Annotated in this window: 29 protein-coding genes and 2 tRNA genes; 21 read left to right on the top strand and 10 right to left on the bottom strand. The window is 67.4% G+C overall.

Going from position 1 to position 23980, the window contains the following annotated elements:
- Positions 1-734 (top strand): 23S rRNA (guanosine(2251)-2'-O)-methyltransferase RlmB (gene rlmB / locus E4O86_RS10305; protein ID WP_161140449.1); only part of this gene is annotated, 734 nt, incomplete at its 5' end.
- Between the two features lie 44 nt (positions 735-778).
- Here rlmB and E4O86_RS10300 read toward each other — a convergent pair.
- Positions 779-855, bottom strand: a tRNA-Pro gene (locus E4O86_RS10300).
- A 130-nt stretch (positions 856-985) separates the two neighbouring features.
- On the opposite strand from E4O86_RS10300, the gene E4O86_RS10295 reads away from it, so the two are divergent.
- Positions 986-1201, top strand: coding sequence for a hypothetical protein (locus E4O86_RS10295; protein WP_161140448.1), 216 nt, complete (start codon positions 986-988; stop codon positions 1199-1201).
- Positions 1202-1247: 46 nt separating this feature from the next.
- Here the strand turns inward: E4O86_RS10295 and E4O86_RS10290 are convergent, their stop codons facing one another.
- The 3 genes from E4O86_RS10290 to E4O86_RS10280 form a co-directional block, all read right to left on the bottom strand.
- Positions 1248-1712: a DUF192 domain-containing protein gene (locus E4O86_RS10290; RefSeq protein WP_161140447.1), complete on the bottom strand. Its 465-nt coding sequence runs from the start codon at positions 1710-1712 to the stop codon at positions 1248-1250.
- 14 nt (positions 1713-1726) lie between these two features.
- Positions 1727-2302, bottom strand: a complete 576-nt coding sequence (locus E4O86_RS10285) for a cold-shock protein (protein WP_161140446.1) — start codon at positions 2300-2302, stop codon at positions 1727-1729.
- 146 nt (positions 2303-2448) lie between these two features.
- The gene (locus E4O86_RS10280) at positions 2449-3258 is read right to left on the bottom strand and encodes an SIR2 family NAD-dependent protein deacylase (protein WP_246206329.1); all 810 of its coding nucleotides are present in this window, start codon (positions 3256-3258) and stop codon (positions 2449-2451) included.
- On the opposite strand from E4O86_RS10280, the gene E4O86_RS10275 reads away from it, so the two are divergent.
- Together E4O86_RS10275 and E4O86_RS10270 are read left to right on the top strand one after the other, a co-directional pair.
- On the top strand, positions 3257-3697 hold the full coding sequence (locus E4O86_RS10275) for a VOC family protein (protein WP_161140445.1): 441 nt from the start codon (positions 3257-3259) through the stop codon (positions 3695-3697). The two genes, E4O86_RS10280 and E4O86_RS10275, sit on opposite strands and share 2 nt — an antisense overlap.
- Before the next feature lie 88 nt (positions 3698-3785).
- Positions 3786-3861 (top strand) — tRNA-Glu (locus E4O86_RS10270).
- A gap of 334 nt (positions 3862-4195) precedes the next feature.
- On the opposite strand, the gene E4O86_RS10265 is transcribed toward E4O86_RS10270, so the two are convergent.
- Positions 4196-6376, bottom strand: coding sequence for a hypothetical protein (locus E4O86_RS10265; protein WP_205520821.1), 2181 nt, complete (start codon positions 6374-6376; stop codon positions 4196-4198).
- Between the two features lie 1392 nt (positions 6377-7768).
- On the opposite strand from E4O86_RS10265, the gene E4O86_RS10260 reads away from it, so the two are divergent.
- From E4O86_RS10260 to E4O86_RS10250, 3 genes are all read left to right on the top strand, one after another.
- Complete coding sequence (locus E4O86_RS10260) at positions 7769-8755, top strand: HWE histidine kinase domain-containing protein (RefSeq protein ID WP_161140444.1); 987 nt, start codon at positions 7769-7771, stop codon at positions 8753-8755.
- 33 nt (positions 8756-8788) lie between these two features.
- A complete protein-coding gene (locus tag E4O86_RS10255) occupies positions 8789-9157 on the top strand; it encodes a response regulator (protein WP_343039140.1) in 369 nt (122 codons plus the stop codon).
- A 330-nt stretch (positions 9158-9487) separates the two neighbouring features.
- Positions 9488-10231 (top strand): Crp/Fnr family transcriptional regulator, encoded by a 744-nt coding sequence (locus E4O86_RS10250; RefSeq protein ID WP_161140442.1) that lies wholly within the window; start codon positions 9488-9490, stop codon positions 10229-10231.
- 51 nt (positions 10232-10282) lie between these two features.
- On the opposite strand, the gene E4O86_RS10245 is transcribed toward E4O86_RS10250, so the two are convergent.
- The 4 genes from E4O86_RS10245 to E4O86_RS10230 all read right to left on the bottom strand — a co-directional run bounded on the left by E4O86_RS10245 (position 10283) and on the right by E4O86_RS10230 (position 11487).
- Positions 10283-10549 carry a hypothetical protein gene (locus E4O86_RS10245; protein ID WP_161140441.1) on the bottom strand — a complete coding sequence of 89 codons (267 nt, stop codon included), beginning with the start codon at positions 10547-10549 and terminating at the stop codon, positions 10283-10285.
- Positions 10550-10640: 91 nt separating this feature from the next.
- Positions 10641-10874, bottom strand: a complete 234-nt coding sequence (locus E4O86_RS10240) for a hypothetical protein (RefSeq protein WP_161140440.1) — start codon at positions 10872-10874, stop codon at positions 10641-10643.
- Positions 10875-11024: 150 nt separating this feature from the next.
- Positions 11025-11216, bottom strand: coding sequence for a hypothetical protein (locus E4O86_RS10235; protein ID WP_161140439.1), 192 nt, complete (start codon positions 11214-11216; stop codon positions 11025-11027).
- 61 nt (positions 11217-11277) lie between these two features.
- Positions 11278-11487 (bottom strand): cold-shock protein, encoded by a 210-nt coding sequence (locus E4O86_RS10230; protein ID WP_161140438.1) that lies wholly within the window; start codon positions 11485-11487, stop codon positions 11278-11280.
- A 453-nt stretch (positions 11488-11940) separates the two neighbouring features.
- Here E4O86_RS10230 and E4O86_RS10225 point away from each other — a divergent pair, with 453 nt between their 5' ends.
- The 12 genes from E4O86_RS10225 (at position 11941) to E4O86_RS10170 (ending at position 22295) form a co-directional block, all read left to right on the top strand.
- Positions 11941-12876, top strand: a complete 936-nt coding sequence (locus E4O86_RS10225; protein ID WP_161140437.1) for an ABC transporter permease subunit — start codon at positions 11941-11943, stop codon at positions 12874-12876.
- On the top strand, positions 12876-14339 hold the full coding sequence (gene livM / locus E4O86_RS10220; protein ID WP_161140436.1) for a high-affinity branched-chain amino acid ABC transporter permease LivM: 1464 nt from the start codon (positions 12876-12878) through the stop codon (positions 14337-14339). The genes E4O86_RS10225 and livM overlap by 1 nt, the downstream gene beginning before the upstream one ends.
- Before the next feature lie 2 nt (positions 14340-14341).
- Complete coding sequence (locus E4O86_RS10215) at positions 14342-15280, top strand: ABC transporter ATP-binding protein (RefSeq protein ID WP_161140435.1); 939 nt, start codon at positions 14342-14344, stop codon at positions 15278-15280.
- Positions 15277-16017, top strand: coding sequence for an ABC transporter ATP-binding protein (locus E4O86_RS10210; RefSeq protein ID WP_161140434.1), 741 nt, complete (start codon positions 15277-15279; stop codon positions 16015-16017). Before E4O86_RS10215 ends, E4O86_RS10210 begins: the two co-directional genes overlap by 4 nt.
- Positions 16018-16027: 10 nt before the next feature.
- Positions 16028-16393, top strand: a complete 366-nt coding sequence (locus E4O86_RS10205) for a DUF6867 family protein (RefSeq protein WP_161140433.1) — start codon at positions 16028-16030, stop codon at positions 16391-16393.
- Positions 16394-16546: 153 nt separating this feature from the next.
- Positions 16547-17653, top strand: a complete 1107-nt coding sequence (locus tag E4O86_RS10200) for a branched-chain amino acid ABC transporter substrate-binding protein (protein ID WP_161140432.1) — start codon at positions 16547-16549, stop codon at positions 17651-17653.
- 112 nt (positions 17654-17765) lie between these two features.
- Positions 17766-18773 carry a P1 family peptidase gene (locus E4O86_RS10195; protein WP_161140431.1) on the top strand — a complete coding sequence of 336 codons (1008 nt, stop codon included), beginning with the start codon at positions 17766-17768 and terminating at the stop codon, positions 18771-18773.
- Between the two features lie 40 nt (positions 18774-18813).
- Entirely contained in the window at positions 18814-19293 is a 480-nt protein-coding gene (locus tag E4O86_RS10190; RefSeq protein ID WP_161140430.1) for an Lrp/AsnC family transcriptional regulator, read from the top strand.
- Between the two features lie 77 nt (positions 19294-19370).
- A complete protein-coding gene (locus E4O86_RS10185) occupies positions 19371-19820 on the top strand; it encodes a hypothetical protein (RefSeq protein WP_161140429.1) in 450 nt (149 codons plus the stop codon).
- A gap of 50 nt (positions 19821-19870) precedes the next feature.
- Complete coding sequence (purB, locus tag E4O86_RS10180) at positions 19871-21184, top strand: adenylosuccinate lyase (protein ID WP_161140428.1); 1314 nt, start codon at positions 19871-19873, stop codon at positions 21182-21184.
- Positions 21181-21726: an RBBP9/YdeN family alpha/beta hydrolase gene (locus tag E4O86_RS10175; protein WP_161140427.1), complete on the top strand. Its 546-nt coding sequence runs from the start codon at positions 21181-21183 to the stop codon at positions 21724-21726. The genes purB and E4O86_RS10175 overlap by 4 nt, the downstream gene beginning before the upstream one ends.
- Before the next feature lie 92 nt (positions 21727-21818).
- The gene (locus E4O86_RS10170) at positions 21819-22295 is read left to right on the top strand and encodes a hypothetical protein (protein WP_161140426.1); all 477 of its coding nucleotides are present in this window, start codon (positions 21819-21821) and stop codon (positions 22293-22295) included.
- A gap of 86 nt (positions 22296-22381) precedes the next feature.
- Here E4O86_RS10170 and E4O86_RS10165 read toward each other — a convergent pair whose 3' ends face one another.
- On the bottom strand, positions 22382-22705 hold the full coding sequence (locus E4O86_RS10165; RefSeq protein ID WP_161140425.1) for a DUF1476 domain-containing protein: 324 nt from the start codon (positions 22703-22705) through the stop codon (positions 22382-22384).
- A 201-nt stretch (positions 22706-22906) separates the two neighbouring features.
- Between E4O86_RS10165 and purC the strand changes: the two genes are divergently transcribed.
- Both purC and purS read left to right on the top strand, forming a co-directional pair.
- Positions 22907-23671 (top strand): phosphoribosylaminoimidazolesuccinocarboxamide synthase, encoded by a 765-nt coding sequence (purC, locus tag E4O86_RS10160; protein WP_161140424.1) that lies wholly within the window; start codon positions 22907-22909, stop codon positions 23669-23671.
- A gap of 7 nt (positions 23672-23678) precedes the next feature.
- Positions 23679-23924 carry a phosphoribosylformylglycinamidine synthase subunit PurS gene (gene purS / locus E4O86_RS10155; RefSeq protein WP_161140423.1) on the top strand — a complete coding sequence of 82 codons (246 nt, stop codon included), beginning with the start codon at positions 23679-23681 and terminating at the stop codon, positions 23922-23924.
- Positions 23925-23980 lie beyond the last annotated feature (56 nt).

Here is a 23980-nt window from a genome sequence, read left to right as displayed (position 1 = left end):
GCGCGCCCGGCCCGCGGCGCGCCGGCGACGGGACCGTCCTCTACGGCTGGCACAGCGCGCTCGCGGCGCTCGCCAATCCGGCCCGCATTGTCCACAAGGTGCTCGCGACGCGGAACGCCGCCGACCGGCTCGCGGAGGCGGCGCCCGGCCTCGCCGTGCCGCTGGAGATCGCCGAGCCGCGGGCGCTCGACCGCCTCGCCGGGCCGGACGCCGTGCACCAGGGGATCGCGGTCGTCGCCGACCCGCTCCCGGAGGTCGCGATCGAGGACCTTTCGGAGGCCCGGCTCGTCCTCGTGCTCGACCAGGTGACCGATCCGCACAATGTCGGGGCGATCCTGCGGAGCGCGGCCGCCTTCGGCGCCGACGCCCTCGTCATGACCGAGCGCCACGGCGCGGCGGAGAGCGGCGTGCTCGCCAAGGCCGCTTCCGGCGGCCTCGAGCACGTGCCGATCGTGCGGGTCACGAATCTCGCCCGCGCGCTCGCCTGGCTCGGGGAGCGCGGCTTCGTCCGGCTCGGGCTCGACAGCGAGAACAGCGTGCCGATCGAGGCGGTGGCGGCAGTGGAGCGCATGGCGCTGGTGCTCGGCGCGGAGGGCAAGGGCCTGCGCCGGCTGACGCGCGCGCATTGCGACCATCTCGTCCGCCTCGACGTGCCGGGTGCGATCCGAAGCCTCAACGTCTCCAACGCGGCCGCCGTCGCGCTCTATGCGGTGACGCGGGCAAGGCGCTGCTGAGCGGCACGGCGGGAGGCTCGTCGGGGAGCGCCGCGGGCGGCGGCTGGTCGGGGCAGCAGGATTCGAACCTGCGACCCCCTGCTCCCAAAGCAGGTGCGCTACCAGACTGCGCTATGCCCCGACGCAGGATTTCCTAGGGATTTCGGGCGCCGATTCCAAGGGGCAAGGCGATGGCGGGGGGAAATTCGGGCGCCCAAGCCGGCCGCGACGCGCGGAAGTGATAGACTGGCGCCGCAGGAGGAGACGATGCCATGAAATTCAAGGTGAGCCGCGCGAGCGCCGGCGAGGAGCGCGCCTACCTGCCGCCGGTTCCCGGGGCGCTGCGGGTCGACGCGGCGACCGGCTTCCAGCACTGGGAGATCGAGCTGATGACGCTCGAGGACCTCGCCAGGCTGGTGGAAACGGTCGGCTGCGACCTCGTCGTCGGCGAGGGCACCATCACGGTGCTCGACGGCCGGATCGACTGACCGCCTGCGGCCCGGCCCGGAGCGTTCCGCGCGGCGGACGCGCGGCTCATCGCAGCAGCGGCGCGATCGCCGCCCCGGAGACGCGGTCGCCGGGCCTGATCCCGGCCTCCGCGGCGCGGCCGGCATTGATCTCGAGCACGAAGCGGACCGGCACCCTGGAGCTGATGATGCGGTCGGAGAGCGGCGTGGTGCGCTCGGCGACGGTCTTCACCCGGCCGTCGGCGCCGATGAAGACCATGTCGAGCGGCAGGTAGGTGTTGTGCATCCACATCGTCACTTCGCGCTCGCTGTCGAAGTCGAAGAGCATGCCCTCGTCGGCGCCCATCTCCCGGCGGAACATCAGGCCCCTGGAGCGCTGCTCGGAGGTCGTGGCGAGCTCGACCATGAAGCGGTGGGAGCCGCCCGAGGCCTCGATCTCGAGCGGAAGCCGCTCGGGGGCGGCCTGCCCCTGCGCACCGGCGGCGAAGAACAGCGCGCTCGCCAGCGCGACAATGAGCGACCATCCGGGCATGACGCGGAACTATCTCAGTGCGGAGCGGGTATCTTGCCGCCGTTATCCGGCCTGATCTCGGCCGCGGTCAACCCCTTCTCGCCCTGGCCGTAGCGCACCAGCACCTGCTGGCCGGGCCGCAGCTCCGCGATGCCGTACTGGCGCAGCGTCTCCATGTGGACGAAGATGTCCGGGCTGCCCTCGCCCTCCGTCACGAAGCCATAGCCCCGCATCCGGTTGAACCACTTCACCGTCGCCGGCACCAGCGGGCTCGACGGCGCGACTGCGCTCCGCTGCCGCCCGGACGGCAGCTGCGACGGCGGCGTCGCGGAGCTCTCGTCGAGCGAGAGGATGCGGAAGCATTGCAGGCCCTTCGGGCCCGGCACGATTTCGCAGACCACGCGGGCGCCTTCATAGGCGGTCTGGAATCCGTCGCGCCTCAGGCAGGTGACATGGAGCAGGACGTCACCCATGCCGTTGTCCGGGACGATGAAGCCGTATCCCTTGGCGACGTCGAACCACTTGATGACGCCGCCGACGACCGACAGATCGATGGCCGCGCCTTCTTGCGCGATCTCCGCCGAGAAATTCCCAGTCGCTTTCGCCACCATGATCGCCCCACTCCGTCCGAGGAACGTACAAGCGCCGCGCGGGATCGACTTGAGTTCTGCCGTCTAAGCTTGATTCGTACTCAAAAGTTAACATCGGGCCGGCAGGCCCGGACAAGCGATTTCATCCGTACAGGAACAACAAAGGCCTATTTTTCCCCGAGCTGTGGAAACAGACGCAAGAAGACAGGGCCGATCGCCTCCCGGAGGACGAGCGTCGCGACGCCGTCGAGCGGGGTCGGGTCGCGGTTGACGATGACCAGATCGGCGCCCGATTCGCGCGCCACCACCGGGATCATGGCGGCGGGATGGACCACCAGCGAGGACCCGAGCACGATCAGGAGGTCGGCGCTCTCGGCGAGCCGCACCGCCCGCTCCATCGCCGCCTGCGGCATCGCCTCCCCGAACGAGATCACCGCCGCCTTCACGAGCCCTCCGCAGGCCGGACAGCGCGGCGCGCGGCCGGTCGCGTCGATCTCGGCGCGGACGTCCTCCAGCTCGCGCCGGGCGCCGCATTCGAGGCAGCGCCCGTAGGTGGCGTTGCCGTGCAGCTCGACGAGGCGCGCGGGCGGGACGCCGGAGCGCTGGTGCAGGCCGTCGATGTTCTGGGTGACGACATTAAGGTCGCGCCCCTCCGCGAGCAGGAGCGCGAGCGCCCGGTGGCCGGCATTCGGCTCGGCGCGGGCGAACTCCGCGTTCATCACGAAGCGCCGGCGCCAGTCCTCCAGGCGCGCGGCCTCCGAGCCGACGAATTCCTGGTAGGTGATCGGCGCCATCCGGCTCCAGATCCCGCCGGGGCTGCGGAAATCGGGTATGCCCGACTCGGTCGAGATGCCGGCGCCGGTGAAGGCGACGATGCGGACCGCCTCGGCGAGGAGTTGCGCGAGCACGTCCCCTGCTCCATTGCCCGTCACGTCCATCGCCATATTCTGCCGTCCGACCGTCAAGGAGGATCCCATGCGCTATCTTCACACCATGGTTCGCGTCGCCGACATCGACAAGGCGCTCGACTTCTACTCCGGCAAGCTCGGCATGCAGGAGGTCCGGCGCACCGAGAACGAGAAGGGACGCTACACGCTCATCTTCCTCGCCGCTCCCGGGGACGCCGAGCGCGGCCGGGCAGAGCGGGCGCCGCTCCTCGAGCTTACCTATAACTGGGACCCGGAGGCATACGGGGAAGGCCGCAATTTCGGACACCTCGCCTTCGAGGTCGAGGACATCTACGAGACCTGCGCGCGCCTGATGGCGGGCGGCGTCACGATCAACCGGCCGCCGCGCGACGGCAACATGGCCTTCGTCCGCTCGCCCGACAATATCTCGGTCGAGCTCCTGCAGAAGGGCCCGGCCAAGCCGCCGCAGGAACCGTGGTCGTCGATGCCGAACACCGGCCATTGGTAGGGCGGGAGCGCCGGCCGCACCGGAAGCCGCGCCGGGCGGCCACGGACGCTTGCCGCGCAGGCCGGCCGCCCCTATAAGCCCCCGCGAAGCACCCTTCGTCTAGCGGTCCAGGACGCCGCCCTTTCACGGCGGAAACACGGGTTCGAGTCCCGTAGGGTGCACCAGAGATTTCAAGGGCTTAGCCGCCAACACGCGGCGCCCCGCCTAAATCCCGCCCAATATGACCCGGATGCGCGAGGCCACTTGTCGGCCCCGGGGTGGGCAGCCGCACGCTCAGCTCGTCAGCGGCTAGGATGATCCGGCGCCTCGCCCTCCATCCGCCGGGCATAGTTCAAGAGCGCTCGGGCACGTCCTGCCAGTCGCGAGCGTGGGCGCCGCCCCCCGGTGATCTCAGGCCGCTCCCCGCGTTGACAGCAGAGATGTTCTCTATATGTTCAATCCTACGGACCGCGACTCCTGCAGATTCTCTCGATTGCGCTGGCGCCCGTTGTTAACACCTCACTTTCGGGGCTCCGGGTCGCCGGGGATATTGATCGCCTTGGCGAGGTTCGCAGTCGGTCGCTGATGATCGTCTGCGACGACGGTGCCCGACCGGCGCCGCATAAGTGAAAGCTCATAATAGAGATCAGCCGACCCAGTCGTAATATGACGGCATGTCCACAAAGCCGCTCGGAAACCGGCGGCGTCGCTCACGCCGTCCAACAGGATGAGTAACTGCGGCACGCTCATGAACCAGCAGTTGAAGAAGGGATGCTCGACTTGCTCACGTCTGGGATAATTGAGGGCAATCTGATCCCGTATCTCAGCCAGGCTGACATTGATCTCGTCGAACCTCTTGCTAAGCTGCAGGTCGACGGGCCTGAACGTCGCATTCATCGTCGTCTCAAGAAAATGTCTCAGAACGATCCGGTCTTGAAAGCTGCCATAGTCGAGCATCGACATGGCGACCTTCTCGACCTCTCGCCCGTTAAGACTGAGGGTCCTCGTTACCCCATCACGAACGAGCTCGAGTGTCCCGGCCTGTTTAAGCCGAACTTCATGCCATCCTGCCTGCGCGTGGGCCTTCAGCAGACTACCCGCCAAATCGAGCAGCAGGTCGGCATCCATCCCGGCTTGGGCCCGTCGGGTCAGAGCCTTCTTCTTTAGTTCAAAAAATATGAGGGTTTGCGGTGTGTCCGCGATCACGTCGCACTGCCCATGCTTCGTGTCATGATCATAGTCGCCGCTCAATGTCGGGACACCGTGCGCTACGAACTCACGCTCGACAAACCGCTCCATGGCCAGACCGACGGCATTGTCTAATCCCTCTCGTTGAGGGCGCAGGGCAGCGAGAAGGGCCTCAATGAAGGCGGGTGCGCATACCGACCGATCAATCAAACAATAGCACGTGCCAAGCTTCAGAAGCGGGCGCGACGAAAAGGTGATGCCAAGCGTGTTGTCTGCAGTTGTCGGCGCGTCGGTCGGATAAGAGAATCTTCGATTGACCCCCGCAGCAGCGTGGCAAAGGACCTCGTCCAAAAGGCAATAGACAATTTCCTTCGGAATGTCGGGCATTGCCCGGCAGATGTCGCTCTTGCGCAAGATGATGGGGCCGCGAACATCGCGGATCGGATCCAGGATATGGGCGATGAGAGACAGAGCCTGATCGAGTGACCACCCACTCGTTGTCGGGGCGGCTGAGTCGAGGAAGTCGAGCATGCCTCTAGCAATGCGGTCGACGTCGGAAGGCCGAAGCTGAGGAATTCGGAACAGCGTATCATAGAGCGCGACGTCGCGCAGAAATACGAGGAGGTCCTCTGCGTCGAATGTACGGTACGCTATCGGCGCATAGGGCTGCACATCGAGGACCGCGGCATAGTTGGTCGAAAGATGGAGCAGATGCCCCCATCGTCTGTCGTCATCATCCAGCGGTCGGTCGCCTTCGAGATGCTTCGCGGCGAGTTGCAGAAGATAGCCCCATGGCACCTGGGGAGCGCCACCCCCGGTCAATGAAATGCGGGGCACCAGATGATACCGACCTTGACCAGGGTCAAAGGTGGAGGCGATCTTGGCAAAGATCCGCCGAGCAACGTTGAGGCCACCCATCTTCGCGATGGTGGTTTCGATCGCGCGGACTAGCTTGGCCTCTCCCGTCTTGCTGAGGCTGATCCAACCGGGTGAAAGGTCGATCTCATATCCCGAATCCTCAAGCGCCTTGGCAGCGCGCGCAACCGCGAATTCGCGTGCGTAAGTTCTTCCGGGCAGCGTCTGCCACGAGTTGATCTCGACATGATCACGCGCGGCGGCAATCGCGGCTTTCCAGTCGTCCCGAATACCGCTGGGTTTGTCGTCCGAGCGCATGGCGTCTTTAAGGTGGCAGAGAACCTCAAAATAGGGATTGAGCGGTACGTCCCGAAGCACATGTTCTCGAATGAGATCCGTTTGGAGCAATCGGCAGGCCTGCCAAACCGCCTTGTGGCCGGAGGCGAATGCATCGCGCATACGCGCGCAGAGCGCCTCCGAAACCTGTTCTCGCGCCAGAGATCCGGACTTGTTCAGACCGACATAGGAATAAAGTTGTTCGAGGTTCTGTCCGCAGGACGAAATGCCTGGCGGGTTAGCATCCACGATGGCGCGAAATGCCGGGAGGTCGATAGCGCACCCTTCTTTCGGCGAGGCCGGTTCGGTGTGTTCCGTCATGATATGGCGCTCATTTCAACGCAGCCAGATCAGGTGTCAAATGGTAATTCAGCGGTTCTCTCAATCCACCGCCGACGCTGACATCAACCGTACGTCCAACTTCGTGGATTCCTAGAGCACTCCGCATAGATGCGGCGGCCATTGAGGACGAGCGGTTCAAATAGAAGAATCAAGAGTATCGCTCCTCGTGACGCAAGGACATCGCGTCTCATATAAATTCCGCTCCACGATAGCCGCAGTTCACTCTCGAAAGGGCGACGGTTGCCTGCTCGGCCGCGCAGCTTACCCGGTAGCTCATGACAGCGCCGCAATTGGTGCGCCCGGTTCTGCCAGCTTCTGACGACCGCCTGGCCCACCCATCGACACCGGGGTGGCTTTTTCGCGGGACCCTGCGCGGCTGTCGCCGCGCCCTGGACGATGTGTAGGATGACGCTGCAGGTTGAACGGGCGCCAGATGGATCACGGGACGAACCTCGCGCGCATCAGCCAAGCAGTACGATGCCCGGGCTTAGTCAGCTCAACCTCGGGTCCGTGCTCCGCAAGTAGGTCTGCCAGCTGAGGCTCCGCTGCGCAGCATCGAACTGCCGAGCCTTGTCGCGGGCGACGGCTGCGGACCAGCGCGACATCAGCGCGCGCACCTCGCGCTCGCGCGCCTCTGGGGCCTAGTGAGGAGGGTCAAGGGCTAGCCTCGGTGACAAGTATCTGGAAAGACGTGTACTTCCGGATGCCAGCGTTAGCCACCGCTAGCCCAAGATGCGCCTTTCACGGCGGAAACACGGGTTCGAGTCCCGTAGGGTGCACCAGAGATTTCAATCCCTTGGAGCCAGTCGGCCGCCGCCCTGTCCGATCGACGGACGCTATACGCTGTCGGACGGCGTTGGATTTTGTCCGGAAGCTTGGGCACACCGAAGGCGCCCTCCCCTCCGCACCGTCGCGAACCGCAACTCGCCCGAAGGCCGCCCCATTTTCCTGCCGGCTTCCGATGGAACCGCGCCTATGCCGCCCGGCAGAGCTCCAGGGGCATCGCCTTCACCAGCTCCGGCTCGTCGGCGTACCAGCCATGCTGAAACTGGCGTGTTCCCGTGATCCATTCGCGCTTGCGCTCGGCCGCGGCGGTGCTTCGTGCTTGGGCCGGTCAAGCGCCAGCGCGCGGCTGGCGGCGCTCTTGCATTCAGAGGCCCGGTCCCCGTTCCCGAGCTGCCGGTGAGCCCTGATGCGTCTGCCTCCGGCTGCATGGCCGCCCCGGGGGGTGGGTTCCAGGTCGGCCGGCAACCTGCCCTCCTCCACTCTGGTCGCGACCAGTGACCATCCCGCGCTTGACCCCGGCGCGTCCGGCAGACCATGAGCAAAGGGAACTGATGGACCGCCGTCTTCTGTAGCCGAGGCGCCTTGATGAATCTGGAAGATCTCTATCGCCTCCTGCGCAGCGGCCATGTCCAGGCCCAGGGCATCGTCGACACGCTCCGAGAGCCGCTCCTCGTTATCGATCAGGCCGGGTGTGTGGTCACCGGAAACCGCGCCTTCTTCGAGAAGTTCAGGGTCGATCGCGACGACACGATCGGCCACAGCCTGTTCGAACTTGGCACGGGGCAGTGGGACATACCCGAACTGCGGCGCCTCTTGAGCGAAGTCGTTCCGAAGTCGGTCGCCGTCATCGGGTACGAAGTGACCGACGAGTTCGCTCCTCTCGGACGGCGAACGATGCTTGTGAGCGCGCGACGGCTGATCCATCCCGACAACACCAGCACAAACATGCTGGTCACGTTCGAGGACGTGACGGACCAGATCCGCAAGGAGGCCGAAAAGGACATCCTTCTGGCCGAGACGCGCCACCGGATGAAAAACCTCCTGGCCGTCGTGCGGGCGCTCGCTACCCAGACCGAGGTGGAAGGACGTTCCGCCGAGGAATATCGGGACGCTTTCCTGGGTCGCTTCGAAGCCGTCTTGCGCGCGGAGGACCTCTCCCTCGCAAACACGGCGGAGACCGATCTCGGCACGCTCGTCGGCCAGGCGCTCGAACAGGCAGGTGCCGAGCGTTGTCGCGTCGAGCCAGGGCCTCCGGTCGCATTGAAGACGGAGCAGGTCCTGCCGATCAGCATGATCCTTCACGAACTCGTCATCAACGCCAGCAAGTACGGAGCGCTTTCGACGCCCGGCGGCATCGTCCATCTCACCTGGAGCGTGGCATCGGAAGCCGGCCGGAATGAACTCTGCCTCGATTGGCGCGAGGAGAACGGACCGCCCGTGATTGCGCCCGAACGCGCCGGCTTCGGAACCCGGCTGATCGAATTCAGCGCGGAGCGGTCGCTGGGCGGTGCAGCGGAACTGACGTTCAAGCCAGCAGGTTTACGAGTTCGTGTGACCGCACCTCTGGATTAGGGGCGAGGGGTCGGCTGCGAAGGTTTGGTCATAGTGGATCCAGCTCACCAGATCCTGGTTGTCGAGGATGAGTTTCTCATTGCGATGGAGCTCGATCTGACCCTGCGGCGCGCGGGCTATGCCGTTCTCGGCCCGGCGGCGAGCGTCAGGGTGGCCCTTGATCTCCTGCAGCGGGGGTATCCCGACGCCGCCATACTCGATGTCGATCTCGCTGGTGAACGAGTCACGCCGGTGGCGGAAGTGCTCCGGCGAATGTCGATCCCCTTCATCCTGGCCAGCGGCTACGGCTCGGCGGACCTGGCCGCGGACGGGGTGCTGCGGGATGCAATCAACGTCGGAAAGCCGTTCGGAGCCGGGCGGCTTCTACGCGAATTGAACGGCCTTCTCTCTCCGACCGGATGACACGGGCGGTCACGGCTCCCCGCGAAGGGAAGCAGAACCCACCACGATCTCTGCCCGTGCCTTGCGGCGTGCGGCCGCGCCCCGCCCCCCTGTCGTCATCGCCGGATGGAGTCTCGACCTAGCCGCCAGCCCGTCCCGCGCCGTTCGCGGCTGCCGCGGGCGCGGCCGGCCGAGCCGGGACGGCAACTAACACAGGCTAAGCTCTGCGCCTAACATTCTGATAGGATCGCAACACAAACGCTGATAGGATCGAAGCATCATCAGCAGGATCTTCCAGGCGCTGATGGCTGAGAGTCCCCACGCTCCCGCCTACTCACGGTGAGCGCGGCAATGACCAGCCTTTCCATCTCTGCGATCCGTCCGTTTATCCGCAAGCTCGAAGCCTTCCGGACGATCTCGGACGAAGAACGCTCGGACCTGGAGGCGCTCCCGATGCAGATCACGGAGATCAGAGCCGACCAGGACCTCGTGCGCGAGGGCGACCGCCCGTCGCGCTGCTGCGTTCTCCTGCGCGGGTTCGGGCACACCTACAAGATGACCGAGGACGGCAAGCGGCAGATCACCGCCTTCCACGTGCCGGGCGACATGCCCGACCTGCAGAGCCTCGAACTGCAGTACCTGGACTGCAGCATCGGAACGTGCAGCCCGTCCGTCGTCGGCTTCATTCCGCACGAAGCGCTGAGGGAGATCTGCCGGTTGCGTCCGCAACTGGCGGCAGTGTTCTGGCGCACCACCCTGGTCGACGCCTCGATCTTCCGCGAGTGGATGCTCAATATCGGCAGGCGGGAAGCCTACAACCGGGTGGCGCACGTCTTCTGCGAACTGCTCGTCAGGCTGAATGCGGTGGGCCTCGCGCGCAATCACAGCTGCGAGATGCCGTTCACGCAGATCGAATTCGCCGATGCGACCGGGATCTCGACCGTCCATGTGAACCGGATGATCCAGGACCTGCGCTCGGCCGGCCTCATCGTCCTCAGGGGCGGCATGCTGACGGCTCCCGACTGGGCGGGCCTGAAGGCGGCCGGCGGCTTCGATCCGGGCTATCTGCATATGGAGCGCGCGCTGGCGGCGTGAGGTAGGGCGGCCACCTGAACCCGCGGGCCATCCGTGCCATTTGCCCCTGCGTCAGGCGAACGGAATGGAATCGGAGGCAGGTGGCGTGAGCAGCGGCTTCCGGCCCCTCACCATCAAGTCATCATCGAGACCGGTTCTCCCGACGAAGACGGAAGGCTGGGCTTCCCCGGCGACCGGCTGGTCGCGGTGCTGGTCCGATTGTCGTCCGAGCACCCGCAGGCCGGCCAGTGGTTCCTCGAAGCCGGATTGGGCCAATTCCACGGCCAAGGCGGGCCGGTGTTCGCCGATCTCGGCGCCGCGACCGCGTGGATCGAGCACCGGCTCCGGACGCGCCGCGCCGGCGGGCTGCCCGGCGGGCTGCAATGAGGCTGCATGCCGGGCCGCGGTTACCGGTCCGGGTCCGGTCGTCTCACGCCTTGCGGGCGCGGACCTTCTTCGGCGCCGCTGCGGACGCGGTCTCGCGCTCCGCCGCCTCCTTGGCGAGCCTCAACTCGCGCAGCCTGGCCGATTTCTCCCGCACCGAGGCGGCTTCCAGTTCGTAGGCAGCGAGCGCTTCGGAGCGATCCCGTTCGCGGGCGTCCCTGACGGTCTGCTTGAAGAGCGCATCCGCGTTCCTGCGGTGCTTCGTCGTCGTGTCGGCCATGCCGTCTCCCTTTCCCTTTCGCCGGCGGGCAGAAGGATCCCCGGGGTTCACCGATCGCCGGTCCCGACCGTGCGCATGACCGGCAGGGTCTGCCGCAGCGTCGCCAGGCCAACGATCCGCACCGCCCGGATTCCGCCGGCCCGCAGCGGCCTAGGCGGGCGCGAGCTGGCTCTGCCAGACGACACGCTGCTGATTTCCGTCGGTGCTCTGGACGCGGTACTGCCAGTCCCCGCGTTCCTCCGGGAGCAGCGCCACGATCTTGTAGGTCCCGGCGGCTCCCCGCATCAGGGACGATCCGGAGAGGAGAACCTTCTGGCCGACTTTGAATGCATGGCTCGGCATCGGAGTCTCCTTCGGCTCGGTGGATGAGGGGCGCGGGGGCCGCCCGCGCCTCCTCGGATCGTCAGGCGTGCTGCAGGTTCGCAGCCGCCGCCTTGCCGGAGCGGCGATCGGTCTGCACCTCGAAGGCGATCTTCTGGCCTTCGACGAGCCCGCGCATGCCGGCGGCCTCGAGCGCGGTGGCGTGGACGAAGACGTCCTTGCCGCCGTCATCCGGCTGGATGAACCCGAAACCCTTCTGCGAATTGTAAAACTTCACCGTGCCTACGGCCATGTCGTGTCCTTTCGTGACGCGCGTATGTGCAGGCGCAAAAGCGCCCGCTCTGAAAGTCGAATTTTGGAGAGAAAGTCTGAACGTGCGCCCGACATTCGCAGGCAGTACGGCCAAGTCGTCCGGCCCAAAGATCGATATGTCCAATATGGGCCTCGCCTGGCAGGAGGGCAAGGCGGAATTTTCTTTTCGGCACCATCCGTCCGGAGACGGCGAAGCCCGGAGCTACGGCAAGCCGGCCGCTGCGGCCGGACCGCGACCGTCGCGGGCCCGGCCCCGCGCGATCTCCTCAATTGGACGCAGATGCGCACCATGCGTGCGATTCGGGCAGTGCCGTTGGTTGTGCAGCCGCAAACCCCTTGCTAGGCTCACGACCATGCGGGCATCGGCCGCGCCGCGCCGGCGAGACTGCGCAGCGCCGGATGCCCGGAGGCCGAAACGGGAGCGCGGTCGCGTATGGAATATTTCCTCCAGCAGCTCATCAACGGGCTGACGCTGGGCTCCATCTACGGTCTCATCGCCATCGGCTACACGATGGTCTACGGCATCATCGGCATGATCAACTTCGCCCATGGCGACATCTTCATGGTGGGCTCCTTCATCGCGCTCGCCATGCTGGTCGTCCTCGGCGTGACGGCGGCGTCGAGCCTGCCGATCATCATCCTCGCCATCCTGCTCGTGCTGCTGATCGCGATGGTCTTCACCTCGGTCTGGGGCTGGACCGTGGAGCGGCTCGCCTATCGCCCGCTCCGCGGCTCGTTCCGGCTTGCGCCGCTCATCACCGCGATCGGCATGTCGATCGTGCTGCAGAATTTCGTCCAGGTCACCCAGGGCGCCCGCGTAAAGCCGCTGCAGCCGATCGTGACCGACGGGATCACCCTCCTGCAGGGCGGCGGGCCGGGCGGCGGCATCGTCGTCCAGCTGTCCTACATGCAGATGATCATCATCGTGACGACCGTCGCGCTGATGACGGGATTCTCCCTTCTCATCGCGAAGACGCCGCTCGGACGCGCCCAGCGCGCCTGCGAGCAGGACGCCAAGATGGCGTCCCTGCTCGGCGTCGACGTCGACCGGACGATCTCGCTCACCTTCCTGATGGGGGCCGCGCTCGCCGCCGTCGCCGGCACCATGTACCTGCTCTATTACGGCGTGATCGACTTCTACATCGGCTTCCTCGCCGGCGTTAAGGCGTTCACGGCGGCGGTCCTCGGCGGCATCGGCTCGCTTCCCGGCGCGATGCTGGGCGGCCTCCTGATCGGGCTCATCGAGACGTTCTGGTCCGGCTATTTCAGCGTCGAATACAAGGACGTCGCCGCCTTCTCGATCCTCGCCATCGTCCTCATCTTCCTGCCTTCCGGCCTGCTCGGCCGGCCCGAGGTGGAGAAGGTGTGATGGCGGAGGCCGGGAGCGTGGCGGACGCCAGCGATCTCCGTCCGGCCGGCGCCGAGATCGAGGAGGAGAAACGGCGCGACGCGGTTTCCGGCGAACCGCCGTTCAAGCAGCCCCGGCGCCGCGACGGCGGCCTGCGGGCCGCCCTCAGGGACGCGCTCTTCGCTGCGCTGGTGGCGGCGGTCCTCGGCTTCTTCTTCCTCGGCCTGCGCACCGAAATCGGACCCGGCGGCCTCGTGCTCAGCACGCGCTGGGGGCTGTTCGCGACCGCGGTAGCGATCGTCTTCGCGGGGCGCCTCCTTCTCAGGCTCTTCGTCTTCCGCGACGCCCGACCGCGCACCGTCACCGCCGCCGCACCCGGCTGGGCCGCCGCCCTGACGGCGCTCGGACGCCTCCTCGGGCCGGGCCTCCTCGTCCTCGCGCTCGCCTTCCCGTTCCTCATCCTCTGGCTGTTTCCGCAGCGGGACCGGCAATATCTCGACCTCGCGATCCTGATCCTGACCTACGTGATGCTCGGCTGGGGCCTCAACATCGTGGTCGGCCTCGCGGGTCTCCTCGACCTCGGCTACGTCGCCTTCTATGCCGTCGGCGCCTATTCCTTCGCGCTCATCGCGCAGAATTTCGGGCTCGGCTTCTGGCTCTGCCTGCCGCTCGCCGGGCTGCTCGCCGCCTGCTGGGGCCTGATCCTCGGCTTTCCGGTGCTGAGGCTCCGGGGCGACTATCTCGCGATCGTGACGCTCGCCTTCGGCGAGATCATCCGGATCATCCTGCTCAACTGGTACGACTTTACCGGGGGCCCGAACGGCATTTCCGGCATCCCGAAGCCGACCTTCCTCGGAATGGACTTCAGCCGGGGCGAGGACGGCGTGGCTGCCTTTCTCGGTATCCCCTACGATTCCATCCACCGCTTCGTCTATCTCTACTACATCATCCTCGGCCTCGCCCTTCTCACCAATTTCGTGACGCTCCGGCTGCGGCGCCTGCCGATCGGCCGCGCCTGGGAGGCCCTGCGGGAGGACGAGATCGCCTGCCGGTCGCTCGGCATCAACACCACGAACACCAAGCTCACCGCCTTCGCCACGGGGGCGATGTTCGGCGGGATCGCCGGCTCCTTCTTCGCGACCCGCCAGGGCTTCATCTCGCCGGAGAGCTTCACCTTCCTGGAATCGGCGATCATCCTCGCCATCGTGGTGCTCGGCGGCCTCGGCTCGCAGATCGGGGTGGTGATCGCCTCGGTGGTCATGATCGGGGGCATCGAGCTCCTGCGCAATCTCGGCTTCCTGCGCGACATATTCGGGCCGGGCTTCGACCCGACCCAATACCGGATGCTGATCTTCGGCCTCGCGATGGTGGTCATCATGGTGTGGAAGCCGCGCGGGCTCATCTCCAGCCGCGAGCCGTCGGCCGTGCTGAAGGAGAGGAAGCTCATCGGCGCGGACATGGTCGCCCAGGGCGAGGGCCACTGAGGATGGAGAGCGCCCGCCCCCGCTGGGATCTCGATCCCGTCCTCACCGTCGAGCACCTGATGATGCGGTTCGGCGGCTTGGTCGCCGTCAACGACCTCTCGTTCAATGTCGGCCGCGGCGACATCACCGCTTTGATCGGCCCGAACGGCGCCGGCAAGACGACCGTCTTCAACTGCGTCACGGGCTTCTACAAGCCGACCAGCGGCCGCATCGTAATGCGCCACGGCGAGAAGGTCGGGACCGGGCTCATCGAGGACCTCACCCGCTCGGGCCGCCAGTATCTCGCCCGGGACGGGCACGCGGCCTTCCTGCTGGAGCGCATGCCGGATTACGGGATCGCCCATCACGCCCGCGTCGCCCGCACCTTCCAGAACATCCGCCTCTTCGGCGGCATGACGGCTCTCGAGAACCTGCTGGTCGCCCAGCACAACAAGCTGATGCTCGCCTCCGGCTACACGATCGCCGGCGTCCTGATGCTGCCCGGCTACCGCCGCGCCAAGCAGGAGGCGATCGACAAGGCGGTCTACTGGCTGGAGCGCGTCGACCTCATCGAGCGTGCCGACGATCCGGCCGGCGACCTGCCCTACGGCGCGCAGCGGCGGCTCGAGATCGCGCGGGCGATGTGCGCGGACCCGCATCTCCTCTGTCTCGACGAGCCGGCCGCCGGCCTCAACCCGCGCGAATCCGCGGAGCTCAACGAGCTCCTGCAGTTCATCCGCGCCGAGCACGGCGTCTCGGTGCTCCTCATCGAGCACGACATGGGCGTGGTGATGGAGATCTCGGACCACGTCATCGTGCTCGATTACGGCGTGAAGATCTCGGACGGCCCGGCCGATTTCGTCCGCAACGACCCGAAGGTGATCGCGGCCTATCTCGGCGTCGAGGACGAGGAGGTCGAGTTGGTGGAGAGCGCGCTGGAGACGCGGGAGGCCGGGATTTGAGCGCGGCGAACGGCGAACGCCCGCTCCTCTCCGTCGAGGGCGTCCACACCTATTACGGCAAGATCGTCGCGCTGCGCGGCGTCGACATCGCGGTGCCGGAAGGCAAGATCGTGGCGCTTATCGGCGCGAACGGCGCCGGCAAGTCGACGCTCATGATGACGATCTGCGGGAATCCGAAGGCACGCCAGGGCCGGATCGTCTTCGACGGCGAGGACATCACCGCCCTGCCGACGCACGCGATCATGTCGCGCGCGATCGCCCAGTCGCCGGAGGGCCGGCGCATCTTCCCGCGCATGACGGTGCTGGAGAACCTCCAGATGGGCGCCGCGATCAACCGCTTCGCGACCTTCGACGAGGACCTGCGGCGCGTCTTCGACCTCTTTCCGCGCCTGAAGGAGCGGCAGAACCAGCGCGGCGGCACGCTTTCGGGCGGCGAGCAGCAGATGCTCGCGATCGCGCGCGCGCTGATGAGCCGGCCCCGCCTCCTCCTGCTCGACGAGCCATCGCTTGGTCTGGCGCCGCTCGTCGTCAAGCAGATCTTCAGCGTCATCCGGGACCTCAACCGCGAGCAGGGCCTCACCGTCTTCCTCGTCGAGCAGAACGCCTTCCATGCGCTCCGGCTCGCCGATATCGGCTACGTGATGGTCAACGGACGGATCACCATGTCCGGGAGCGGGCGCGAACTTCTCGCACGCGAGGACGTCCGGGCCGCCTATCTCGAAGGCGGACGCCATTGAGGACCCTGCCGTGACCGCGATCTGGGAAGTGTCGATCTCGGAATTCGTGTTCGTGACGATCGTGCTCGGCTGCGGCGCCGCCTGGCTGACGGGGCGCGCGACGGCGCGCGTCTGGGCCCCCTGGTGGCAGCTCGCCGTCTATGTCGTGCTGCTGGGGATCGCCACCCGCTTCATCCATTTCAGCCTGTTCAACGGGACCTTCTTCCTGCCGCTCGCCGGGTTCGGCACGGGGGTCTACTATTTCCTCGTCGACCTGGTGTTCCTCGGCATGGCGGCGGCGGCCGGGCGGCAGGTCACGCGCGCCCGCCAGATGGCGTCCCAGTATGGCTTCCTCGCCGGTCGGCCGCACGCCGCCGAGAACGCCTCGGAAGCCTGAAAATGGGCACGCATCCGGAGCGGAGGACCGGTATCTTTCGCTGGAGAAATCAGCTTAGATGCGGCCCAGGCGGGCCATTTCGGCCTTCTCGTTCCGGTCCGGTGCGCAGCTGGGAACACGTCATCGGACCTTGTTAAGTCAGAGGGAGACGACATGAAGAAAGCTCTGTTGACCAGTGCCGCCCTCACCTTCGCGCTGACCGGCGCAGCCTGGGCGGACATCCTGATCGCGACAGCGGGGCCGATGACCGGGCAGTACGCCTCGTTCGGCGCGCAGATGAAGGCCGGCGCCGAGCAGGCGGTGGAGGACATCAACGCCGCCGGCGGCGTCAACGGCGAGAAGCTGGTGCTCGAGATCGGCGACGACGCCTGCGACCCGAAGCAGGCGGTGGCGGTCGCCAACCAGTTCGCCGGCAAGGGCGTCGTCTTCGTCGCCGGCCATTTCTGCTCCGGCTCGTCGATCCCCGCCTCCGCGGTCTATTCCGAGGAAGGCATCATCCAGATCTCGCCGGCCTCGACGAACCCGAAGTTCACCGACGAGCGGCCGGGCCCGGGCATCTACCGCGTCTGCGGCCGCGACGACCAGCAGGGCGCGGTCGCGGGCGCCTATCTCGCGAAGAACTTCGCCGACAAGAAGGTCGCCATCATCAACGACAAGACCGCCTACGGCAAAGGCCTCGCCGACGAGACCCAGGCCGCCATGGAGAAGGCCGGCAAGAAGGCCGACCTCGTCGAATCCTACACGGCCGGCGAGAAGGACTACACCGCGCTCGTCTCCAAGCTGAAGCAGGCCGGCATCGACGTCCTCTATGTCGGCGGCTACCACACCGAGGCCGGCCTGATGGCCCGCCAGATGCGCGACCAGGGCATGAACACGGTCCTCGTATCCGGCGACGCGCTCGTCACCGACGAGTACTGGGCGATCACCGGCGATGCCGGCGAAGGCACGCTGATGACCTTCTCGCCCGACCCGCGGAAGAACGAGAAGGCGGCCCCGGTCGTCGAGAAGTTCCGCGCCAAGGGCATCGAGCCGGAAGGCTACGTGCTCTACACCTATGCCGCGATCCAGGCCTGGAAGCAGGCGGTCGAGACGGCGAAGTCGACCGAGTTCGAGGCGGTCACGAAGGCGCTCGACGACGGCAAGTTCGACACCGTGCTCGGCCAGCTCGAATTCGACGACAAGGGCGACGTGACGCTGCCGGGCTACGTCTTCTACAAGTGGCACGACGGCAAGTACGACTATCTCGAGGCCTCCAAGTAGGCTCCGGACCGGCGCGCCGCGCCGCCGCGAGACCATCGACGCCCCGGCGCGGCAACGCGCCGGGGCGCTTGCTTTCCGGCAAGCCCGCCCTCCGCTCGCCTCAGGATAGGCCATGACGCACACATTCCCCGTCCTCTCCGGCCTGCGGATCGGACACGCGGGCGACCCGGCGCTGAAATCGGGCGCGACCGTCCTCCTTCCGGACGTCCCCGCCGTGGCCGGCGTCCATGTCGGCGGCGGCGCGCCGGGCACGCGCGAGACCGACCTGCTGCGCCCCGAGGCGACGGTCGAGCGCGTCGACGCCATCGTCCTGTCGGGCGGGTCGGCCTTCGGGCTCGCCGCGGCGGACGGCGCGATGTCCTGGCTTGCCGGCCAGGGACGCGGCTTCGCGGTCGGGCCGGTGCGCGTGCCGATCGTGCCGGCGGCGATCCTCTTCGATCTCGCCAATGGCGGCGACAAGACGGCCGTGGCCGGCGGCGGCCCCTCGCGCTACCGCGCGTTCGGCACAGCGGCCTGCGAAGCGGCCGCGACGACGACGACGCTCGGCACCGTCGGCGCGGGCACCGGCGCCTTCACGGCCGATCTCAAGGGCGGCTTCGGCGCCGCCTCCGCCGCGCTCGCCTGCGGCGCGACCGTGCAGGCCTTCGTCGCGGCCAATCCGCTCGGCCGCGCGACGCTCGGCTCGACGCCGCATTTCAGGGCGGCGCCCTTCGAGATCGACGGCGAGTTCGGCGGGCTCGGACTTCCGTCGCCCATGCCGGCCGATGCGGGCGCCGCCGTCACGAAGCTCGGCGCGCGCGCGGGCGGCAACACGACCATCGCCGTCATCGCGACCGATCTCGCGCTCGCGCCCGCGCAGGCGACGCGGATCGCCGCCGCCGCGCATGACGGCCTCGCCCTTTCGATCTACCCGGTCCACACGCCGATGGACGGCGACACGGTCTTCGTCCTCTCGACCGGGCGCGTTCCGCTCCGCGACCCTGCGCGCGACCTCACCGAGCTTTCGGCGGGCGCGGCGGCGGCGCTCGCCCGTGCGGTCGCGCGCGCCGTCTACGAGGCCGCGCCGGCGCCCGGCGATCCCGCCCCCACCTGGCGCGAACGCTATGGCCTGACGGCCTGATCCGCGCCATGCTCGCCCGATCGTCGGCTGTTGGCGGATCATGACGGCTTCGCTCGACCTCGACCCCGGAGACATCCGCATCCTGCGCGTCCTGCAGCGGGACGCGTCGCTTCCCGTCAACGAGGTGGCCCGCCTCGCCGGCATGAGCCAGACACCAGCCTGGCGGCGGATCAAGCGGCTGAAGGAGGCCGGGGCGATCCGCGCCGTCGTCGCCCTCGTCGACCGCCAGGCGGTGGGGCTCGACTTCGTCGCCTACGCGTTCGTGAAGCTCGGCCTGCCGAGCCGGCAGAACATGGAGACCTTCGACCGGATGGTGAACACATGGGCCGAAGTGCTTCTCTGCGAGCGCATAACAGGAGCCGTCGACTACATGATCAAGGTCGTGACCCGGGACATCCAGGCCTATGACGAATTCCTCCGGTTCAAGCTTCTCGACAACGAGCTGGTCACGGACGTCCAGTCCCGGATCGTGGTCGCGACCGTGAAGGACACGCCGGCCTTGCCCTTGCGCGAATCCTGAACCCGAGCGGTTCTCCCGTCGCCCCGCCCGGCGACCTTCGCGCTCGACGGCGCGCGCGCATTCGGGCATGAGGCCGCGTGGCCCGCTCCCTCGCACTCGCCCTCCTCTTCGGCCTCGCCATGACGGCGTCCTTCGCCGTGCCATGGCTGCAGATCGGCAGGCCCGCCAGCGAGCGGTTCGCGCTCGCCTGCACGTTCCTTCTCGTCGGCGCGACGCTCGCCGGGCTGCTGACCGGCGCGGTGCTCGGCCTGCTGCGGCGCCGCGCCGCCTCCGCGCGGCTGGCGGCAGCGCTTCTGGGGCTCTTCGGCGGGACCTCCGCGCTCACCTGCTTTCTTCTCTTCCTCGAGGATATCGGCTGGGGCGACATACCGTGGAGCCTCGAGCCCGGGCATCTCGCCTTCTGGACGCTCATCCAGGCGGCGAGCGCCATCTACGCCTATCTCACCGTCATGGGCTGGCTGCTCCTGCCGGCCGGCGTGCCGCTCACATTCCTCTTCGCATATCTTCTGATGCGTTCCGCGCGTTGAACCGGACCGCCACGGTCTGGTACGGCAACGCCTTCGGAGAAGGTCGACACATGATCCCACGCTACAGCCGGCCCGAAATGGCCGCGATATGGTCGCCGGAGACGCGCTATCGCATCTGGTTCGAGATCGAGGCGCACGCCCTCGACGCGATGGTGGCGCTCGGCCTCGTGCCGAAGGCGGCCGCCGAGACGGTCTGGGCGAAGGGCGGCGCCGCCACCTTCGACATCGACCGGATCGACGCGATCGAGCGCGAGGTGAAGCACGACGTCATCGCCTTCCTGACCCATCTCGCGGAGATCGTCGGTCCGGAAGCGCGCTTCGTGCACCAGGGCATGACCTCGTCGGACGTGCTCGACACCTGCCTCAGCGTGCAGCTCGTCCGCGCCGCCAACATCCTCCTCGCCGACCTCGACGCGCTGCTCGCGGCGCTCAAGCGGCGGGCGTTCGAGTACAAGACCACCCCGACGGTCGGCCGGTCCCACGGCATCCATGCCGAGCCGACCACCTTCGGCCTGAAGCTCGCGCAGGCCTATGCCGAGTTCGCGCGCGCGCGCCGGCGCCTCCATGCCGCGCGCGAGGAGATCGCCACCTGCGCGATTTCCGGCGCAGTCGGCACGTTTGCCAACATCGATCCCCGCGTCGAGGAACATGTGGCCCGCGCCATGGGCCTGCATCCCGAGCCGATCTCGACCCAGGTCATCCCGCGCGACCGCCATGCGATGTTCTTCGCCACGCTCGCCGTGATCGCCTCCTCGCTCGAGCGGCTCGCCACCGAGGTGCGGCACCTGCAGCGCACCGAGGTGCTCGAGGCGGAGGAATATTTCTCGCCGGGGCAGAAGGGCTCCTCGGCCATGCCGCACAAGCGCAACCCGGTGCTCTCGGAGAACCTCACCGGGCTCGCCCGCATGGTCCGCGCCTACGCGCCTCCCGCGATGGAGAACGTGGCGCTCTGGCACGAGCGCGACATCTCACATTCCTCCGTGGAGCGGATGATCGGGCCGGACGCCACGATAACGCTCGATTTCGCGCTCGCCAGGATGACCGGCGTCATCGACCGGCTGGTGGTCCATCCCGAACGCATGCAGCAGAACCTCGACCGCCTCGGCGGCCTGGTGAACTCGCAGCGCGTGCTGCTGGCGCTGACGCAGGCCGGCGTATCGCGCGAGGACGCCTACCGGCTGGTGCAGCGCAACGCGATGAAGGTCTGGACGGAGGGCGCCGACTTCCTGACCGAGCTCCTCGCCGACCAGGACGTGCACGCCGCGCTTTCGGAAGAGGATATCCGCGACCAGTTCGATCTCGCCTATCATACGAAGCACGTCGACACGATCTTCCGGCGCGTCTTCGGGGTCGAGGCCGAATGAAGGCATCCGAAGCGGACATCCTGATCGTGCCGGGCCTCGGGGGTTCCGGTCCCGATCACTGGCAGAGCCGGTGGGAGCGGAACCTCTCCACCGCCCGGCGGGTCGAACAGACCGACTGGGAACGGCCCGACCCGGTCGAGTGGCCGGCGGCCCTGATCGCCCAGGCGAAGAGCGCGGAACGGCCGGTCGTCATCGTGGCGCACAGCCTCGGCGTGCTCGTCTGCGTCAACGCGGCAAGGCATCTCCGCGGCGTCGTCCGCGGCGCTTTCCTCGTCGCGCCGCCGGACCCCGCGGGCGCCGCCTTTCCGGAGGCGGCCTCCGGCTTCGCGACGGTTTCCACCGATCCGCTGCCGTTCCCGTCCTTCGTCATCGCGAGCCGGACGGACCCGTACTGCCTTTACGAGACGGCGGGAGACATGGCGAACGCATGGGGTTCGCTCCTCCTCGACGCCGGAGACGCCGGGCACATCAACACCGTGTCGGGACACGGTCCGTGGCCGGAGGGAACCCTCGTCTTCGCCCGATTCCTGCAGCATCTCTGACCTGCGGGGACGCCGCCGCCGCCCCGGAACGGAGCGGAACGAACGCCGAATCCAGCCGTTGCCTACCCGATGAACCGCTCGGGAGAAGCGCAATGGCTGTTGCCAGACAGACGAGACCCACCGATCCCGCCGCCGAGCGGGAAGCAGTCGCGAACGATCCGACCTTTCCGCGGCCGGCGGATGCGCAGCTGCCGGAAGCGGATCCCCTGCTCGGCAGCCCGGATACCGGCGTGGCGCCGGCCCAGGCGCTCCGGGAGGGGGACGCGACCATTCGCGGGGACCGCGTGCATCCGATGCCGCCGACCCGGCGCGACTACGGCTGGCGTGCGATCCTGCTCGGCGTCGCGGCCTTCGCCATCATCTTCCTGATCGCGATCTTCGCGGGCATCTTCGAGCTGGGCAGCGACGAGGCGAGCGCCCCGCCCGCGCCGATCGCCGACAGCCCCGGCGACAACAACGTGATCGACAACGATTCCGAGACCGGCGGCGCCGCGCCGGGCGGGATGACCGCCGAGCCGAACGCGGCCGACGTGCCGGGCGGCGGCACGCCCGCCCAGCCGAACCAGTAGCACCGATAGCGAACCGGGCACGCAAAAACGCCGGCACGTCGAAAGACGCGCCGGCGTCGGCGAATTCGGCGGCCGGCGGGCCGCGATCAGCCTTCCTTCTCGATCTGCTCCACGGCGGTGGCGAGCAGTTCGTCCATGGTCCGGCGCAGCTGGTGATCCGAGCAGGTGACGCCGGCGGCATCGAAATCCGCGCGGATCTTGCGGAAGACGTCCTGATCGCCCGGCTCGGAGACGTCCGAGCGCACGACCTCGCGCGCATAGGCCTGCGCGTCGTCGCCCGTCCGGCCGAGCTTCTCGGCCGCCCAGACCCCGAGCAGCCTGTTGCGGCGGGCGGTTGCCTTGAAGCGCAGTTCCTCGTCGCGCGCAAACTTCGCCTCGTAGGCGTCCTTGCGATCCTCGAACGTCGTCATCACATACTCCTCGCCCGCTGTCGGCCGTTCCTTAGCGGCGCCTTTGTTGGCGCGCAACGCCGCCGGATTCGGCGCGTTGGCGTTTAGATTGTAACGGAGCGGGCTTTCCGCTAGGTTCCGGCCGCGCGAGGGTCGCTCGACGGCCGCGGCCTGATATAGACCCTTGGGCTCATGATCCACCGATTCACTCCGAAGACTCCTATGACCCGTCGCCGCCGAATCTACGAAGGCAAGGCCAAGATCCTTTACGAGGGTCCGGAGCCGGGCACCCTGATCCAGCACTTCAAGGACGATGCGACCGCCTTCAACGCCAAGAAGCACGAGATCGTCGACGGCAAGGGCGTGCTGAACAACCGGATCTCGGAGTACATCTTCAACCATCTCAACGCGATGGGGATTCCGACCCACTTCATCCGCGCGCTCAACATGCGCGAGCAGCTGATCCGCGAGGTGGAGATCATCCCGCTCGAGATGGTGGTGCGGAACGTCGCGGCCGGCTCGCTGTCGCAGCGCCTCGGCATCGAGGAGGGCACGCCGCTGCCGCGCTCGATCATCGAGTTCTACTACAAGAACGACGAGCTCGGCGATCCGATGGTCTCCGAGGAGCACATCACGGCCTTCGGCTGGGCGAGCCCGCAGGAGATCGACGACATGATGTCGCTCGCGATCCGCGTGAACGACTTCCTGTCCGGCCTCTTCCTCGGCGTCGGCATCCGCCTGGTCGATTTCAAGATGGAATGCGGCCGGCTGTGGGAGAACGATCTCATGCGGATCGTCGTCGCCGACGAGATCTCGCCCGATTCGTGCCGGCTCTGGGACATCGAGACCAACAACAAGCTCGACAAGGACCGCTTCCGCCGCGACATGGGCGGCATGCTGGAAGCCTACCAGGAGGTGGCGCGCCGGCTCGGCCTCATCAATGCCAACGAGCGCGTGACGGGCTCCGGCCCGGTCCTGGTCCAGTAAGCCGGGCATGAGGGCGCGCGTCTTCGTCACCCTGAAGTCCGGGGTGCTCGACCCGCAGGGCCAGGCGATCCAGGGCGCGCTCGGCGCGCTCGGCTTCGCGGGCGTGCAATCCGTCCGCCAGGGCAAGGTCTTCGACATCGAGCTCGCCGACGGCGCCGATGCCGAGACCGAACTGAAGGCGATGTGCGAGAAGCTCCTCGCCAACACCGTGATCGAGAACTACCGGGTGGAATTCGGTTCGGACCGGGGCTGACCCGCATGGCCGAGGTCACCAGGGATCCGATCCACGCGCGGCCGGAGGGGCTCCGA

Origin of the sequence: Propylenella binzhouense, from assembly GCF_009866965.1 — a bacterium.
GTDB classification, from domain to species: domain Bacteria; phylum Pseudomonadota; class Alphaproteobacteria; order Rhizobiales; family Afifellaceae; genus Propylenella; species Propylenella binzhouense.
The sequence above is the reverse complement of the archived record's forward strand: the minus strand, read 5'-3'. Positions and strand labels throughout refer to the sequence as shown.